Source organism: Aliiroseovarius sp. S1339, from assembly GCF_023195695.1.
Classification (GTDB): Bacteria; Pseudomonadota; Alphaproteobacteria; order Rhodobacterales; family Rhodobacteraceae; genus Aliiroseovarius.
On sequence record NZ_JALPQG010000006.1, the window covers coordinates 79,548 to 92,979 of the forward strand.

Below are 13,432 nucleotides of genomic sequence, written 5' to 3' on the forward strand. Positions count from 1 at the left end.
GAGCCCCCAGCGCGGGGGAAGCGCAGAAACGGTTAAGGGACGGGTTGAAGAAATTCGATACGGTTTCCAAACGGGTCGACCGAATAGAAACGGCGAAAACCGTTTAGATCTGCGTCCCATTTTACGGGGTAAGCTGCCTTCTCCAACCTCTGCGCAAGCCCGTCCAGGTCGTCGCATTGGAAAGCCGGGTGGGCTTTCTTTGCAGGGATGAACGGCGTCTCAACCCCCAAATGAACGCGCACATTGCCACCACGAAACCAAACCCCACCGCGCTTTGCTAATACGTCTGGCTTGGGGTCGGGGCTTAAGCCCAACAGGTCGACATAAAACGCACCCGCCCGGCCCTCTTGGCCTTCAGGCATGGCGAGTTGGATGTGGTGAAGGCTGGTAAGCATCGTGCACCTGCAATATAATGTATGCTATTGCATACTATATCTCATGGATCGCAGCAACCTCCAAAGCCCTCCCGCAAAAGGAGAATTGCCGCAGGTGCGAAGAAGGATTTTCTTGCCACAACGATGATTCTCGGCTTTGTTAATCCAAACGATAACAACCCCGCCTGTTTTCTACGCCGCATCGAAGACACGCAAAATGGGGCCATGACAGGGTAACGCGGCGGGACGATTCTCATGGATATCGCCTTTCTTCTGAACGGAGAGAGTGTGACCTTACGTGACGTGGACCCCACGCGGTCGACGCTGGATTGGCTGCGCGACACTCAAGGGCTTACTGGTACCAAAGAAGGCTGCAACGAAGGGGATTGCGGTGCCTGCACGATCATGGTCACCGACGAACATGGCGCGAAAGCGGTTAATGCCTGCATTCTGTTTCTGGGGCAGTTGAACGGCAAGTCGCTGACCACGGTCGAAGGTTTGGCGAACGGCAATGAATTGCATCCCGCGCAACAATCCATGATCGATATGCACGGCTCGCAATGTGGGTTCTGCACCCCCGGAATCACGATGTCATTGGCGACAGCCCATCTGAACGGCGACGCCAGTCACGACGATGTTCTGGCGGGAAACCTGTGTCGCTGCACGGGCTATGCGCCGATCATCCGCGCCGCTTGTGACGTGGCCGAACATGGCGTGACCGAGGACTTTGACCCACGCGCTGGCACCATGCCTGACGAAGCCGACGACAAGGATATTACCCGACCAGAAACAACGGACGAACTTGCGCACGCCCTTATGACCATGCCTCATGCGACCCTTGTCGCGGGCGCGACGGATGTTGGTTTGTGGGCAACCAAAGCGTTGCGCGATCTGACGCCGGTTGTTTTTATGAACGGCGTCAAAGACCTGCGCGATATTCGTATCACCGATGACGAAATCCGGATCGGCGCGGGCGTCACGTTGGAGGATTTGCGCGGCGCAATCGCCCCTCATCACCCCCATTTTGCCGAAATGTTGCGCCGCTTTGCCTCGTTGCAAGTGCGCAATGTCGCGACAATTGGCGGCAATATCGCCAACGGGTCACCCATCGGCGACGCACCCCCCGCGCTGATCGCATTGGACGCGATATTGCATCTGCGCCGTGGAAGCGAAACACGTGCGATCCCACTGGAAAGCTTCTTTATCGACTACGGGAAGCAAGACCGCAGACTTGGTGAATTTGTCGAGGCCGTATCGTTCAAACGCCAGCCAGATCGCCTGCGGGCCTATAAGCTGTCAAAACGGTTCGATCAGGATATTTCAGCCGTTTTGGGGGCGTTCAACATCTCGGTCGAAGATGGAATTATAACCGATGCACGGATCGCCTTTGGCGGCATGGCGGGCACCCCAAAGCGGGCGACCCATGTCGAAACCGCATTGGTTGGCCAGCCGTGGACAGAAGATAACGTGCAAGCCGCCCTGTCTGCTTTCGCCAAAGACTTCACGCCCATGTCGGATATGCGCGCCTCGGCTGAATATCGTTCGAAAACCGCCCAGAATCTGTTGTTACGCTATTGGCATGAAGATCAAGGTCTGACGACTTCGGTTCTAGAGGTGCAGCCATGAGTGTTGGCAAGCTCCTGCCCCATGACTCCGCCCGCCTTCATGTGACCGGCGAGGCACGGTATGTCGACGACATCCCTAGACCCGCAAACTGCCTGCATCTGGCTTTCGGTCTGAGCGATACGGCGCGCGGCGTGATCACCCGTGCGGATTTGTCAAAAGTGCGCCAGTCACCGGGCGTCGTCGATGTGCTGACGGCGATTGACCTGCCCCACACCAACGACGTTTCTCCGTCGGTGCATGACGAACCGCTGCTGGCAACGGGCGAGGTTTTCTATCACGGTCAGCCGATTTTTTTGGTTGTCGCCACCTCGCACCTCGCCGCCCGCAAAGCCGCGCGACAAGCCGAAATCACCATCGACCCACGCCCCGCCATCCTGACCATCGACGATGCGATGGCCGCCGACAGCCGGTTTGAAGGCGGTCCGGTCATCTGGTCACGCGGCGCGGCCAGCGATGCCATCCATACGGCACCGCACGTTCTGGACGGGTCGTTTGAATTGGGCGGGCAAGAACACTTCTATCTTGAGGGTCAAGCCGCCTTGGCCATCCCACAGGAAGCGGGCGACATGCTGGTCCACAGCTCGACCCAGCATCCGACCGAAATCCAACATAAGGTCGCCGAGGCGTTGGGCGTTCCGATGCACGGCATCCGGGTTGAAACCCGTCGGATGGGCGGCGGCTTTGGTGGTAAGGAAAGTCAGGGCAACGCGTTGGCCGTAGCCTGCGCCGTTGTTGCACAGAAAACCGGTCGCCCCTGCAAAATGCGCTATGACCGTGACGACGATATGGTGGTCACTGGCAAGCGTCACGATTTTCGGATCACCTATCGGGTTGGCGTGGATGATCAGGGCCGCATATTGGGGTTGGAGGTCACGCAGCTCGCCCGTTGTGGCTGGGCACAAGACCTGTCGCTGCCGGTTGCAGACCGGGCTATGCTGCATGCGGACAATGCGTATTTTCTGCCAGCCGTGCGGATCGAAAGCCACCGTTTGAAAACCAACACGGCATCCGCCACCGCATTCCGAGGCTTCGGCGGGCCGCAGGGTGTTTTCGGCATCGAGCGTATTCTGGACCACATCGCAGCCGCGCAAGGCCTTGAACCGATCGCCGTGCGTCGGGCGAATTTCTATGAAAACGGGCAGACCACACATTACGGCCAGACAGTCGATGGTTTTCACATCCCAGCGATGACCGACGCACTGCTAGAACGGTCAGATTACGCCGTGCGGCGCGCTGACATCAACGCGTTCAATTCTGAAAACCCAATCCTTAAGAAAGGGTTGGCTTATGTGCCGGTTAAGTTCGGGATTAGCTTTACCCTAACCCACCTGAATCAAGCAGGCGCGCTGGTCCACGTCTATGCTGACGGGTCGATCCGCATGAACCACGGTGGTACTGAAATGGGCCAAGGCCTGTTTCAGAAGGTGGCGCAGGTCGCAACACGTTGTTTCGGGGTGCCGATGGAAGCGGTTAAAATCACCGCGACCGACACGGCGAAAGTGCCCAACACCTCGGCCACCGCCGCATCGTCCGGGTCTGACCTGAACGGCATGGCGGTGCAGGCGGCGTGCTTTGCCATACGTCATCGTATGTCTGAACATTTCGCCGATCTTTGGGGCATTTCCTCCGACGATATCATTTTTGCCGATGGATCGCTGAGCGCACCCGGCGGGCACTCCGTCACCTTTGCCAAGGCGGCTAAGTCGGCCTATGAGGCGCGTGTCAGCCTGTCTGCGACGGGGTTCTACAAGACGCCCGACATCACGTGGGATCGGATCAAAGGGCAAGGCCGCCCCTTCCTTTATTTCGCCCTCGGCGTCGCGCTGACCGAGGCCGTGATCGACACACTGACGGGCGAAAACCGCATCCTGCGCACCGATATTGTGCATGATGCTGGCAGCAGCCTGAACCCTGCTTTGGATATCGGGCAGATCGAAGGCGGCTATGTTCAAGGTGCCGGTTGGCTGACCACCGAAGAATTGGTGTGGGACGACAAGGGGAGACTGCGAACACACGCCCCGTCGACCTACAAGATACCGGCGTGTTCAGACCGGCCCCGTGTCTTCAATGTTGACCTTTGGGACCAGCCCAACCACGAGGACACGATTTTCAGGTCGAAAGCTGTGGGCGAACCCCCGTTTATGCTGGGCATTTCCGCATGGCTTGCCCTTGCCGATGCGGTGTCTGCCTGTGGTAACGGGTTCCACGACATGGATGCGCCTGCCACACCAGAAGAAATCTTGAAGGCCGTCAGCCGGGTGCGCGCGCGATGAGCTTTGATCTGACGCAGCTTGCCGAGGTGATAACCCAGCACGGACCCGTTGCCCGCGTTGTCGTGGCAGACACCGCCGGTTCAACCCCGCGCGAGGTCGGGGCATCCATGTTGGTTTGGCCCGGCGGTCAAAGCGGAACCATCGGCGGCGGCGAGCTGGAATACCGCGCGGTGGACGCTGCGCGCTCCCTGCTGGCGGGCGATAGGAAGTCGACATTAAATCGCATGCCTTTGGGTCCTGCCTTGGGCCAATGCTGCGGCGGGGCAGTGACGCTGCTGACCGAATGCTACAGCGCTAGGGACACTGCACGTTTGGCGCAAGACGGCATCGTCGCAAGACCCGTTACACCAACCGACATTGCACCCTTGGCTGTGAAACGCGTGCTTGATCGGGTAAGGGCGCAGGGTGTGCGTCCGGCCCCTCAGTTGATGCAAGATTGGATGATCGAGCCACTTGCGCAGCCGACCACGCCGGTCTGGATTTTTGGCGCAGGCCATGTGGGGCGTGCGATCATCGATGTGTTGGCCCCACTGCCTGATCTGGCAATCACATGGGTCGACACGACCGCAGACCGATTTCCCACAGTGGTCCCGGCGGGCGTTACGGCCCTGCCAGCCGCAAACCCAGCAGCGGCGGCGGCGCTAGCGCCATCAAACGCGCACCATCTTGTGCTGACCTACAGTCACAACCTGGATCTAGAGCTTTGCCATGCGATCTTGTCGGGCTCGTTCGCCAGTGCCGGACTGATCGGCTCGGCCACCAAATGGGCGCGGTTTCAAAAACGGTTGGCCGCGCTTGGCCACAGCGCCGCACAGATCAACAGAATTCAATGCCCGATCGGTGATCCGGGCCTTGGGAAGGCCCCTCAGGCCATTGCAGTAGGGGTTGCCTCCGCACTACTTAAGAGCGCGGCAAACAACGAAAAAACCAACAGGGGAACGCCAGGTGACAGGAGATTCGCGCCAAGCCGACGCGCTATTGACACTTGAAGGGATGACGAAAGCCTACCCGGGTGTTGTGGCCAATGACCAAGTGTCGTTTTCGATCCTGCCGGGCGAGGTTCACGCCCTGCTTGGGGAAAACGGGGCTGGCAAATCGACGCTCGTGAAAATGATCTATGGCCTCGTCAAACCCGACGCGGGCCAGATGACGCTGCGGGGCGAAAGTTTTACGCCAGTCAACCCGGCAGCCGCGCGCGGCTCTGGCGTGACGATGGTTTTTCAGCATTTCAGCTTGTTTGATGCGCTGTCGGTGGCCGAAAACATTTCGCTTGGAATGGACAATCCACCGGATCGGCGCGCGCTTTCGACGCGTATCCGTGACGTGAGCCAGGCCTATGGCCTACCGCTTGATCCGGACCGCATCGTGGGCGAACTGTCTGCCGGGGAAAGCCAGCGGGTCGAAATCATTCGCTGCCTATTGCAAGACCCAAAACTGTTGATCATGGACGAACCGACCTCGGTTCTGACCCCGCAAGAGGTTGATATCCTTTTTGAAACCCTGCGCAAATTAACGGCTGAAGGCACCGCCATCCTGTATATCTCGCACAAGCTTGAAGAAATCCGTTCCTTGTGTGAACACGCTACGGTTTTGCGGTTGGGCAAGGTGGTTGATACCTGTGATCCACGCGAAAAATCCGCGCGTGAGCTGGCGGAAATGATGGTGGGCGACACCCTCCACGTCCCCTTCCGCGAGGCTGCGACCCCCGGCCCAGTCGCCTTGTCGATGTCTGGCGTGTCAATGAAATCCCCAAACGAGTTTGGCACCAATCTTAGAAACGTCACGCTAGAGGTGCGCAAAGGCGAGATTCTGGGCGTTGGCGGTGTTGCAGGCAACGGTCAGGATGAACTGCTGGCGGTTCTGTCCGGTGAAAGCCGTGCCCAAAGCGGGACCATCGCATTGGCGGGCGAAGATATCGGGTCGCTGCACCCGAATGCACGGCGCGCGCGCGGCCTGTTGACCGCCCCCGAAGAGCGACTTGGCCATTCTGCCGCGCCTGAAATGAGCTTGACGGAAAACGCTCTTCTGACAGGCGCTGTTCGCGAAAACCTTGTCGAACGTGGGTTTCTTCGCTGGCGCAGGACCGAACGGTTTGCCCGCAAGGTCATCGAAGAATTTGATGTGCGGACGCCCGGTCCCGACAATACCGCTGGGTCGCTGTCTGGTGGCAATTTGCAAAAATTCGTCATTGGCCGCGAAGTGCTGCAGCGGCCCGAGGTTTTGGTGGTGAACCAACCGACATGGGGCGTCGACGCCTCGGCCGCCGCAGACATTCGCCAATCGCTTCTGGACCTTGCCCATCACGGGGCAGCGGTCGTCGTGATCAGTCAGGATCTGGACGAATTGATGGAGATCGCCGATCGCTTCACCGCATTGAACGAAGGTCGTTTGGCCGAGCCTGTGCCGACCCAAGGCCTGGATGTTGAGACAATCGGCCTGATGATGGGCGGCGTCGAGAAGGAGACGGCGGCATGATACATCTGGAAAAACGTCCCCAGCCATCCCGGTTCTGGGCGGGCTTTACACCGATTCTTGCCGTCATCGCCACGATGATCGCCGGTGGCATCATGTTCTGGATGCTGGGCAAAGACCCCCTTGAGGCGATCCGCACCATCTTCTGGGACCCGCTATTTCACGAAACCTTCGGCCCCTATTCCCGCCCACAGCTTCTGGTGAAAGCCGCGCCGCTGATCTTGATCGCGATTGGCCTGAGCCTCGGATTTCGCGCTGGCATCTGGAACATTGGTGCAGAAGGTCAGTACATCATGGGCGCGATATGCGGGGCCGGTGTTGGTCTGGCGTTCTATCCATCTGACAGCATCCTGATCTTCCCGGCCATGGTGTTGGCGGGCGCGATCGGCGGCTGGGCTTGGGCGATGATTCCCGGCCTTTTGAAAGTGAAATTCGGCACCAATGAAATTCTGGTCAGCCTGATGCTGGTTTATGTGGCCGAGAACCTGTTGGCCTCGGTCAGCCAAGGATTGCTGCAAAACCCCGAAGGCATGGGCTTCCCCGGCTCGCGCAATTTCCGCGACTTCCCCGCCGCTTATAACACCGAGATCATCGGCGGGACTGGCATGCATTGGGGCGTGGCGGCGGCCTTCATTGCAGTGATATTTGCCTATGTGCTGCTGACCCGGCATATGCTGGGCTTTCAGGTGCGCCTGACGGGCCAAGCCCCGCGCGCGGCTCGGTTTGCAGGCGTCAATCCGACCCGGCTGATCCTGTTCTGTCTGGGCACATCGGGGGCATTGGCAGGGCTTGCGGGCCTGTTTGAAGTGTCCGGTCCAGCCGGTCAGGTCACCATCGACTTCAATTCCGGCTACGGGTTCACCGCGATCATCGTGGCCTTTCTTGGTCGCTTGCATCCCATCGGCATCCTGCTGGCCGGGCTTCTGATGGCGTTGACCTATATCGGAGGCGAGTTGGCACAACTTATGCTGGGCCTGCCCGGCGCGGCCATACAGATGTTCCAAGGCATGCTGATGTTCTTCCTTCTGGCGATGGACGTGCTGTCGCATTACCGCATCCGCTTCAACAAAAACGCGACGGCGTAAGGAGAACGACGATGGATCTAAGTCAAATCAACCCGCTTCTTCTTCTGGCGTCTTTGATGGTTGCAGCTACGCCAATCCTGCTGGCCGCCATTGGCGAAGCGGTGGTCGAAAAGGCAGGCGTCCTGAACCTTGGGGTCGAAGGCATGATGATCACCGGGGCTGTGGTGGGCTTTGCCATCGGCGTGAATACCGGCAGCCCCGCCATGGGTTTTGTCGCTGCCGCCGTTGCCGGGGCCGCACTGTCGATGCTGTTTGGCGTTCTGGTGCTGTATCTTATGTCCAATCAGGTCGCCACGGGGCTGGGTCTGACACTCTTCGGACTGGGCTTGTCATCGCTGATCGGCAAACCCTATGAGGGGATGAAAGCGCCCAGCATGGCCAAATGGGACATCCCGCTGCTGAGCGACATCCCGGTGCTTGGGCCCATCCTATTTCGTCATGATCCCATGGTCTATGTCAGCCTGATCATCGTGACGGCCACGTGGTATGTGCTGACGCGCACCCGCGCGGGTCTGATCCTGCGGGGGGTTGGCGAAAACCACGATGCAGCCCACGCGCTGGGTTACAAAGTGGTGCGTGTGCGTCTGATGGCCATTGCCTTTGGCGGCGCGTGTGCAGGGTTGGGCGGGGCGTATGTCAGCCTTGTCCGGGTGCCACAATGGGTCGAAGGTATGACCGCCGGGGCCGGCTGGATCGCCCTTGCCATCGTCGTGTTCGCCAGTTGGCGGCCGTGGCGTGTTCTGCTGGGGGCCTATCTGTTTGGCGGGATCACCGTGCTTCAACTGAACCTGCAGGCCGCAGGCGCCGCCATCCCCGTCGAGATATTGGCGATGAGCCCCTATGTCGTGACAATTCTTGTGCTTGTGGTTATCTCTTTGCGTGGCCAACACGGCGCGCCCGGATCACTTGGGCGCATCTTCCACGCGACGCACTAGGTTTCCCTTATGATCAAACCCGACATTCACGAGATCCTTGACGGACACAAGCCCTTGGGCCGCGTGAATGTTGGCCGCATCATGGACGGGTTGATCGTTTTATCTGCCGTCGCGATCGCGCTTGAAACCATGCCGGAATTGCCAGCCAACTTGCGCCGGTTGCTGTTCACGTTCGAGATCGGCTTGTTGGCCGTCTTTTCAGTCGAATACATTGTGCGTCTTGTGTCTGCCCCGCGCCCGTTGCGCTATGCATTCAGCTTCTGGGGCATCATAGATCTGCTGAGCATCGCACCGGCCATCGCGTTTCTGACCCCGCAGTGGCAGGTCGTTCGGACCTTCCGGCTTTTGCGTCTTGTGCGCTTGCTGAAGCTCTTTCGCGGTTCTCACGCGATGGAGCGCCTCGTGGTCGCTTTTGGGCAAGTCCGAGGAGAGCTGGCGGTGTTCGGCGTGATTGCTGGCCTGATGCTCTATGTATCCGCCGTGGGCATCTATGTGTTCGAGCATGACGCCCAACCCGAGGTATTCTCGTCGATCCCAAACAGCCTGTGGTGGGCCGTCGCAAGCTTCACGACTGTGGGCTATGGCGACATGTTCCCGATCACACCCGGCGGCCGGATTTTCACCACCTTCGTGCTGTTCATCGGGCTTGGCGTGATCGCCGTGCCGTCGGCCATCGTGACCGCCGCGCTGCTTGAAAGCGAAACAAATATTCAACGTCGTATCCGTGAGAACGCCGAAAACGGAGACGAGGACGAACCCGAAACTGAAAACCCCAAATCTGCTCAATCCATCAAGGGAGAATGATATGCGTGCAGTAAAAACACTATTGGCCGGTGTGGCCTTGGCTGCTGGCCTTGCCGGCGCGGCCCAGGCCCAAGACAAGACAAAGGTCGGCTTTATCTTCGTCGGCCCCGTCGGCGACGGTGGTTGGACCTACGAACACAACCAAGGCCGTCTGGCCGTAGAAGAAGAGTTCGGCGATAGCGTCGAAACGATCTATCAAGAAAGCGTGCCGGAAGGTGCAGACGCCGAACGTGCGATCACGCAAATGGCTTTGGCGGGCGCAGACCTGATCTTCACCACGTCGTTTGGTTATATGGACGCGACCGTGGCCGTGGCCGAGAAGTTCCCGGACATCAAGTTTGAACACGCCACCGGCTATAAGACAGCGCCGAACGTGTCGGTCTATTCCGCACGTTTCTATGAAGGTCGCGCCGTTCAGGGCCATATCGCTGGCAAGATGACCAAGTCGAACATCATCGGCTACATCGCGTCATTCCCGATCCCGGAAGTTATCCGTGGCATCAACTCGGCCTATATCCACGCCAAGAAGGTGAACCCGGACGTTCAGTTCAAGATCATCTGGGCCTACACTTGGTTTGATCCGGCCAAAGAAGCAGACGCCGCCAAAGCACTGATCGAACAGGGAGCCGACGTGATCCTGCAACACACGGATTCGACCGCGCCGCAAGCCGCCGCGCAAGAAGCCGGAAACATCATCACCTTCGGGCAGGCATCCGACATGTCAGATTATGCGCCAATGCCGCGTGTGTCGTCGATCATCGACAACTGGGCACCCTATTACATCGCACGCACCAAGGCCGTTATGGACGGCACATGGGAAAGCGTATCGACATGGGACGGTATCGGTTCTGGCATGGTTGGCATCGGCGAGATCACGGACGCCGTGCCTGCCGACGTGAAGGCCGAAGCCGAAGCGCTGCGTGACAGCCTTGCCTCGGGCGAATACCACGCCTTCACCGGTCCGCTGAACAAGCAAGACGGATCAGCCTGGCTTGCCGAAGGTGAGACCGCAGATGACGGAACGCTGGCTGGCATGAACTTCTATGTCGAAGGCATCGAAGGCGAAATCCCCTCGAACTGATCACCAGATCGTAAGATCTGACTGGACCTCGCCTTCGGGCGGGGTCTTTTTTTGTGAAAGTGGAACTTTTAGCGACGGAACTTCGAAGGCATTCCGTTTAACGCATATACACATGAACGGAGCATATCATGCGCAAAACTTCCCTTCTCGTCGCCAGTATCGCCATTGCTTTGGCCTTACCAGCCATCGCCCAGAACCAACCCGGCGCCCACTTCCTTGAAAACTGGGATCTGGATGAAAACGGGTCCGTGTCGATCGAAGAGGTGCGCGAACGGCGCGGCGACATCTTCACCACGTTTGACACCAGCGAAGACGACATCCTGACCGCCGATGAATACGTCCAGTTTGATGAGGCCCGCGAGGCGGACATGCAGGAACACGGCATCGCGCAAGGCAAGGGTATGGGGCAAGGTGGCGGCAAAGGCATGGGCCAAGGCAAAGGCCAAGGTAAAGGCGGTGGCCAAGGTATGGGCCAGCAAAACGCCGCGATGTCCATGGCCCTTGAAAACGCTGACCTGAACGGCGACGGAGAGGTCACGCGCGCCGAGTTTCTTGAAGGCGTCGATCTGTGGTTCCCACAACAGGACCGAAACGGCGATGGCGTTCTGACGGCAGAAGACTTTGGTCGGATGTAGCGTGACCCGGCATTAGGTGCACAAAGTAAGGAAGGCTCTGATCGGATCGGGGCCTTTTCCTTTTTTAAGCCGCATGTCAGGGTCTGCGCACGGGGTATTCCCCCGATCTGATTACTTAGATCGACGAGGCACTGGCATGGACGATTTTATCATTATTGGCGGCGGCATCGCGGGGGTGTCTGCTGGCGCCCGCCTGTCGCAACTTGGCACTGTCACGCTTCTGGAGGCGGAAGACGCGCTGGCCTATCATGCCTCTGGCCGGTCCGCGGCGGTCTTTGAACAAAGCTATGGCGCGCCCAGCGTGGTTGAGCTCAACCGGGCGTCACGCCAGTTTCACGAAACCGCTAATGGCGGGGTGCTCAGCCCGCGTGGACTGTTGATCGTCGCAGGTAAGGGGCAGGAAGACACGCTGGCGCAGGACCTTGTCGACATGCGGCTGGATCGGGTCGCAGCGGACGAAGCCTTGGCCTTGGTGCCGATCCTGAATTTGGAAAACTTTTCTGGTGCGGGCTATCACGCGGATGCTTGGGATATCGACACAGACCTGTTGATCCAGAACTTCGCACGGGATATCCGCGCCAACGGCAAGGTGGTCAGCGGCGCGAAAGTCACCAAGATCAAGCGGCTTCCAGACCGGTGGGAGGTCACGACCCCCAAAGGCGTTTTCGCGGCAAAGTCGCTGGTCAATGCAGCCGGCGCTTGGGCGGACCAGATCGCCGCATTGGCGGGTATACCACCGATCGGCATTCAGCCCTATCGCCGCTCAATGGCACGTATTCCAGCACCGGGTGGACGAGACGTCACAACATGGCCTCTGTTCATGGGGGCTGGCGAAAGCTGGTATGCAAAGCCCGATGCGGGCGCGTTGATCGTGTCGCCCGCCGAAGCTGACCCGATGGACCCCCACGACGCCTGGGCAGATGACATGGTGCTGGCGGAAGGCCTTGCGCGATACGAAGAGATGGTGACTGAGCCGGTTAATCGGATGATCGCCAACTGGGCTGGGCTTCGCAGTTTTGCGCCCGACCGCAATCTTGTGATTGGACCGGCGCCAGAGGACGCAGGTTTTCTTTGGTGCGCGGGCCAAGGCGGGTATGGCTTTCAAACCAGCCCCGCCGCGTCACAGCTGCTGGCCGATCTGGTCGCAGGCACGACACCCGTTCTGGGTCAAACAATCGTGGCAACGCTTAGCCCCACACGGTTCGCCTGATCAGCCCAGCAGCACATTCAAGTGTTTGACGACCGAGCGCGCCAGAACGTCCGGTTCATACCCGCCTTCCAGCATCGAAACGATCCGCCCATCCGCGAATTCATCCGCGATGGCCCTCAGCTCGCGCGTGACCCACTCATAGTCTGCATCGGTCAACTGAACACTGGACATATCATCCGCGACATGGGCGTCGAACCCGGCCGAGATGAAGATGAACTCCGGCTTGAACGCCTTCAGATGCGGCAACCAGTGGGCGCTGACCGCCTCGCGAAACTCGGCGCTGCCAGCACCTGCTGACAAGGGGATATCGACAAGGTTGTCGTTTTCCTTCTCATGCCCGGTGAAGGGGTAGAACGGATGTTGGAAGCTGGAACAGAACAGCACGCGATTGTCGGACTTGAAGATCTCTTCCGTGCCATTGCCGTGGTGCACATCAAAATCGATGATCGCCACGCGAGACAATCCGTGACCGTCAAGCGCATGAGCGGCGGCCACGGCAATGTTGTTAAACAGGCAAAACCCCATTGCCTTGTCGCGTTCGGCGTGGTGGCCCGGTGGTCGCACCATGCAGAAAACGGGGTTTGCGTCGTTGGACATAACCAGATCGACGCCCAGAACACCTGCGCCCGCAGCACGTTCTGCCGCGCGCAGGGTTCCGGGGCTCATGACGGTGTCGCCGTCCACTTCGACGCTGTCCATCCCCTGCCCCGGTGCAAGCGCATAAACGCGATCAAGATAGTCGCCATCATGCACCCGTTCCAACTGGGCGCGTTCGACCAGCGGCGCATCGCGGTGGCGCACCACATAATCCATGCCGGACATGATCAATTGGTTGTTGATCGCGTCCAGCCGCGCTTTGCTTTCGGGGTGCAGCGGACCTGCGTCATGCTCTCTGCACTCTGGGTGCGATACGATGGATAGCATCCGGTCTCCTCTC

12 protein-coding genes are annotated in these 13,432 nt (G+C 59.2%); 10 read left to right on the plus strand and 2 right to left on the minus strand.

Annotated features, from left to right (window positions below; translation table 11 throughout):
- Positions 1-32: 32 nt before the first annotated feature.
- Complete coding sequence (locus MUY35_RS10340; RefSeq protein WP_248367560.1) at positions 33-395, minus strand: VOC family protein; 363 nt, start codon at positions 393-395, stop codon at positions 33-35.
- Positions 396-629: 234 nt separating this feature from the next.
- On the opposite strand from MUY35_RS10340, the gene xdhA reads away from it, so the two are divergent.
- The 10 genes from xdhA to MUY35_RS10390 all read left to right on the plus strand — a co-directional run bounded on the left by xdhA (position 630) and on the right by MUY35_RS10390 (position 12,495).
- Complete coding sequence (xdhA, locus tag MUY35_RS10345) at positions 630-2,000, plus strand: xanthine dehydrogenase small subunit (RefSeq protein ID WP_248367562.1); 1,371 nt, start codon at positions 630-632, stop codon at positions 1,998-2,000.
- Positions 1,997-4,273 carry a xanthine dehydrogenase molybdopterin binding subunit gene (gene xdhB, locus MUY35_RS10350; protein WP_248367564.1) on the plus strand — a complete coding sequence of 759 codons (2,277 nt, stop codon included), beginning with the start codon at positions 1,997-1,999 and terminating at the stop codon, positions 4,271-4,273. Before xdhA ends, xdhB begins: the two co-directional genes overlap by 4 nt.
- The gene (xdhC, locus tag MUY35_RS10355) at positions 4,270-5,262 is read left to right on the plus strand and encodes a xanthine dehydrogenase accessory protein XdhC (protein ID WP_248367574.1); all 993 of its coding nucleotides are present in this window, start codon (positions 4,270-4,272) and stop codon (positions 5,260-5,262) included. The genes xdhB and xdhC overlap by 4 nt, the downstream gene beginning before the upstream one ends.
- 4 nt (positions 5,263-5,266) lie before the next feature.
- Positions 5,267-6,748, plus strand: a complete 1,482-nt coding sequence (locus tag MUY35_RS10360; RefSeq protein WP_248368205.1) for an ABC transporter ATP-binding protein — start codon at positions 5,267-5,269, stop codon at positions 6,746-6,748.
- Positions 6,745-7,830, plus strand: a complete 1,086-nt coding sequence (locus tag MUY35_RS10365) for an ABC transporter permease (RefSeq protein WP_248367585.1) — start codon at positions 6,745-6,747, stop codon at positions 7,828-7,830. Before MUY35_RS10360 ends, MUY35_RS10365 begins: the two co-directional genes overlap by 4 nt.
- Before the next feature lie 11 nt (positions 7,831-7,841).
- Positions 7,842-8,765, plus strand: coding sequence for an ABC transporter permease (locus MUY35_RS10370; protein ID WP_248367587.1), 924 nt, complete (start codon positions 7,842-7,844; stop codon positions 8,763-8,765).
- A gap of 9 nt (positions 8,766-8,774) precedes the next feature.
- The gene (locus MUY35_RS10375) at positions 8,775-9,569 is read left to right on the plus strand and encodes an ion transporter (RefSeq protein WP_248367589.1); all 795 of its coding nucleotides are present in this window, start codon (positions 8,775-8,777) and stop codon (positions 9,567-9,569) included.
- A 1-nt stretch (position 9,570) separates the two neighbouring features.
- Positions 9,571-10,650: a BMP family ABC transporter substrate-binding protein gene (locus tag MUY35_RS10380; RefSeq protein WP_248367592.1), complete on the plus strand. Its 1,080-nt coding sequence runs from the start codon at positions 9,571-9,573 to the stop codon at positions 10,648-10,650.
- A gap of 128 nt (positions 10,651-10,778) precedes the next feature.
- A complete protein-coding gene (locus MUY35_RS10385; protein ID WP_248367594.1) occupies positions 10,779-11,285 on the plus strand; it encodes an EF-hand domain-containing protein in 507 nt (168 codons plus the stop codon).
- A 136-nt stretch (positions 11,286-11,421) separates the two neighbouring features.
- Positions 11,422-12,495, plus strand: a complete 1,074-nt coding sequence (locus MUY35_RS10390) for an FAD-binding oxidoreductase (protein WP_248367596.1) — start codon at positions 11,422-11,424, stop codon at positions 12,493-12,495.
- Here the strand turns inward: MUY35_RS10390 and MUY35_RS10395 are convergent, their stop codons facing one another.
- The gene (locus tag MUY35_RS10395; protein WP_248367597.1) at positions 12,496-13,419 is read right to left on the minus strand and encodes a histone deacetylase family protein; all 924 of its coding nucleotides are present in this window, start codon (positions 13,417-13,419) and stop codon (positions 12,496-12,498) included.
- Positions 13,420-13,432: the final 13 nt, after the last annotated feature.

What these genes read in the sequence shown, in the direction of transcription:
- MUY35_RS10360 (WP_248368205.1), top strand. Translation starts at nt 5,267, where the DNA reads ATGACGAAAGCCTACCCGGGTGTTGTGGCCAATGACCAAGTGTCGTTT.
- xdhA (WP_248367562.1), top strand. Translation starts at nt 630, where the DNA reads ATGGATATCGCCTTTCTTCTGAACGGAGAGAGTGTGACCTTACGTGAC.
- MUY35_RS10385 (WP_248367594.1), top strand. Translation starts at nt 10,779, where the DNA reads ATGCGCAAAACTTCCCTTCTCGTCGCCAGTATCGCCATTGCTTTGGCC.
- MUY35_RS10375 (WP_248367589.1), top strand. Translation starts at nt 8,775, where the DNA reads ATGATCAAACCCGACATTCACGAGATCCTTGACGGACACAAGCCCTTG.
- xdhB (WP_248367564.1), top strand. Translation starts at nt 1,997, where the DNA reads ATGAGTGTTGGCAAGCTCCTGCCCCATGACTCCGCCCGCCTTCATGTG.
- MUY35_RS10395 (WP_248367597.1), bottom strand. Translation starts at nt 13,419, where the DNA reads ATGCTATCCATCGTATCGCACCCAGAGTGCAGAGAGCATGACGCAGGT.
- MUY35_RS10380 (WP_248367592.1), top strand. Translation starts at nt 9,571, where the DNA reads ATGCGTGCAGTAAAAACACTATTGGCCGGTGTGGCCTTGGCTGCTGGC.
- xdhC (WP_248367574.1), top strand. Translation starts at nt 4,270, where the DNA reads ATGAGCTTTGATCTGACGCAGCTTGCCGAGGTGATAACCCAGCACGGA.
- MUY35_RS10370 (WP_248367587.1), top strand. Translation starts at nt 7,842, where the DNA reads ATGGATCTAAGTCAAATCAACCCGCTTCTTCTTCTGGCGTCTTTGATG.
- MUY35_RS10365 (WP_248367585.1), top strand. Translation starts at nt 6,745, where the DNA reads ATGATACATCTGGAAAAACGTCCCCAGCCATCCCGGTTCTGGGCGGGC.
- MUY35_RS10390 (WP_248367596.1), top strand. Translation starts at nt 11,422, where the DNA reads ATGGACGATTTTATCATTATTGGCGGCGGCATCGCGGGGGTGTCTGCT.
- MUY35_RS10340 (WP_248367560.1), bottom strand. Translation starts at nt 395, where the DNA reads ATGCTTACCAGCCTTCACCACATCCAACTCGCCATGCCTGAAGGCCAA.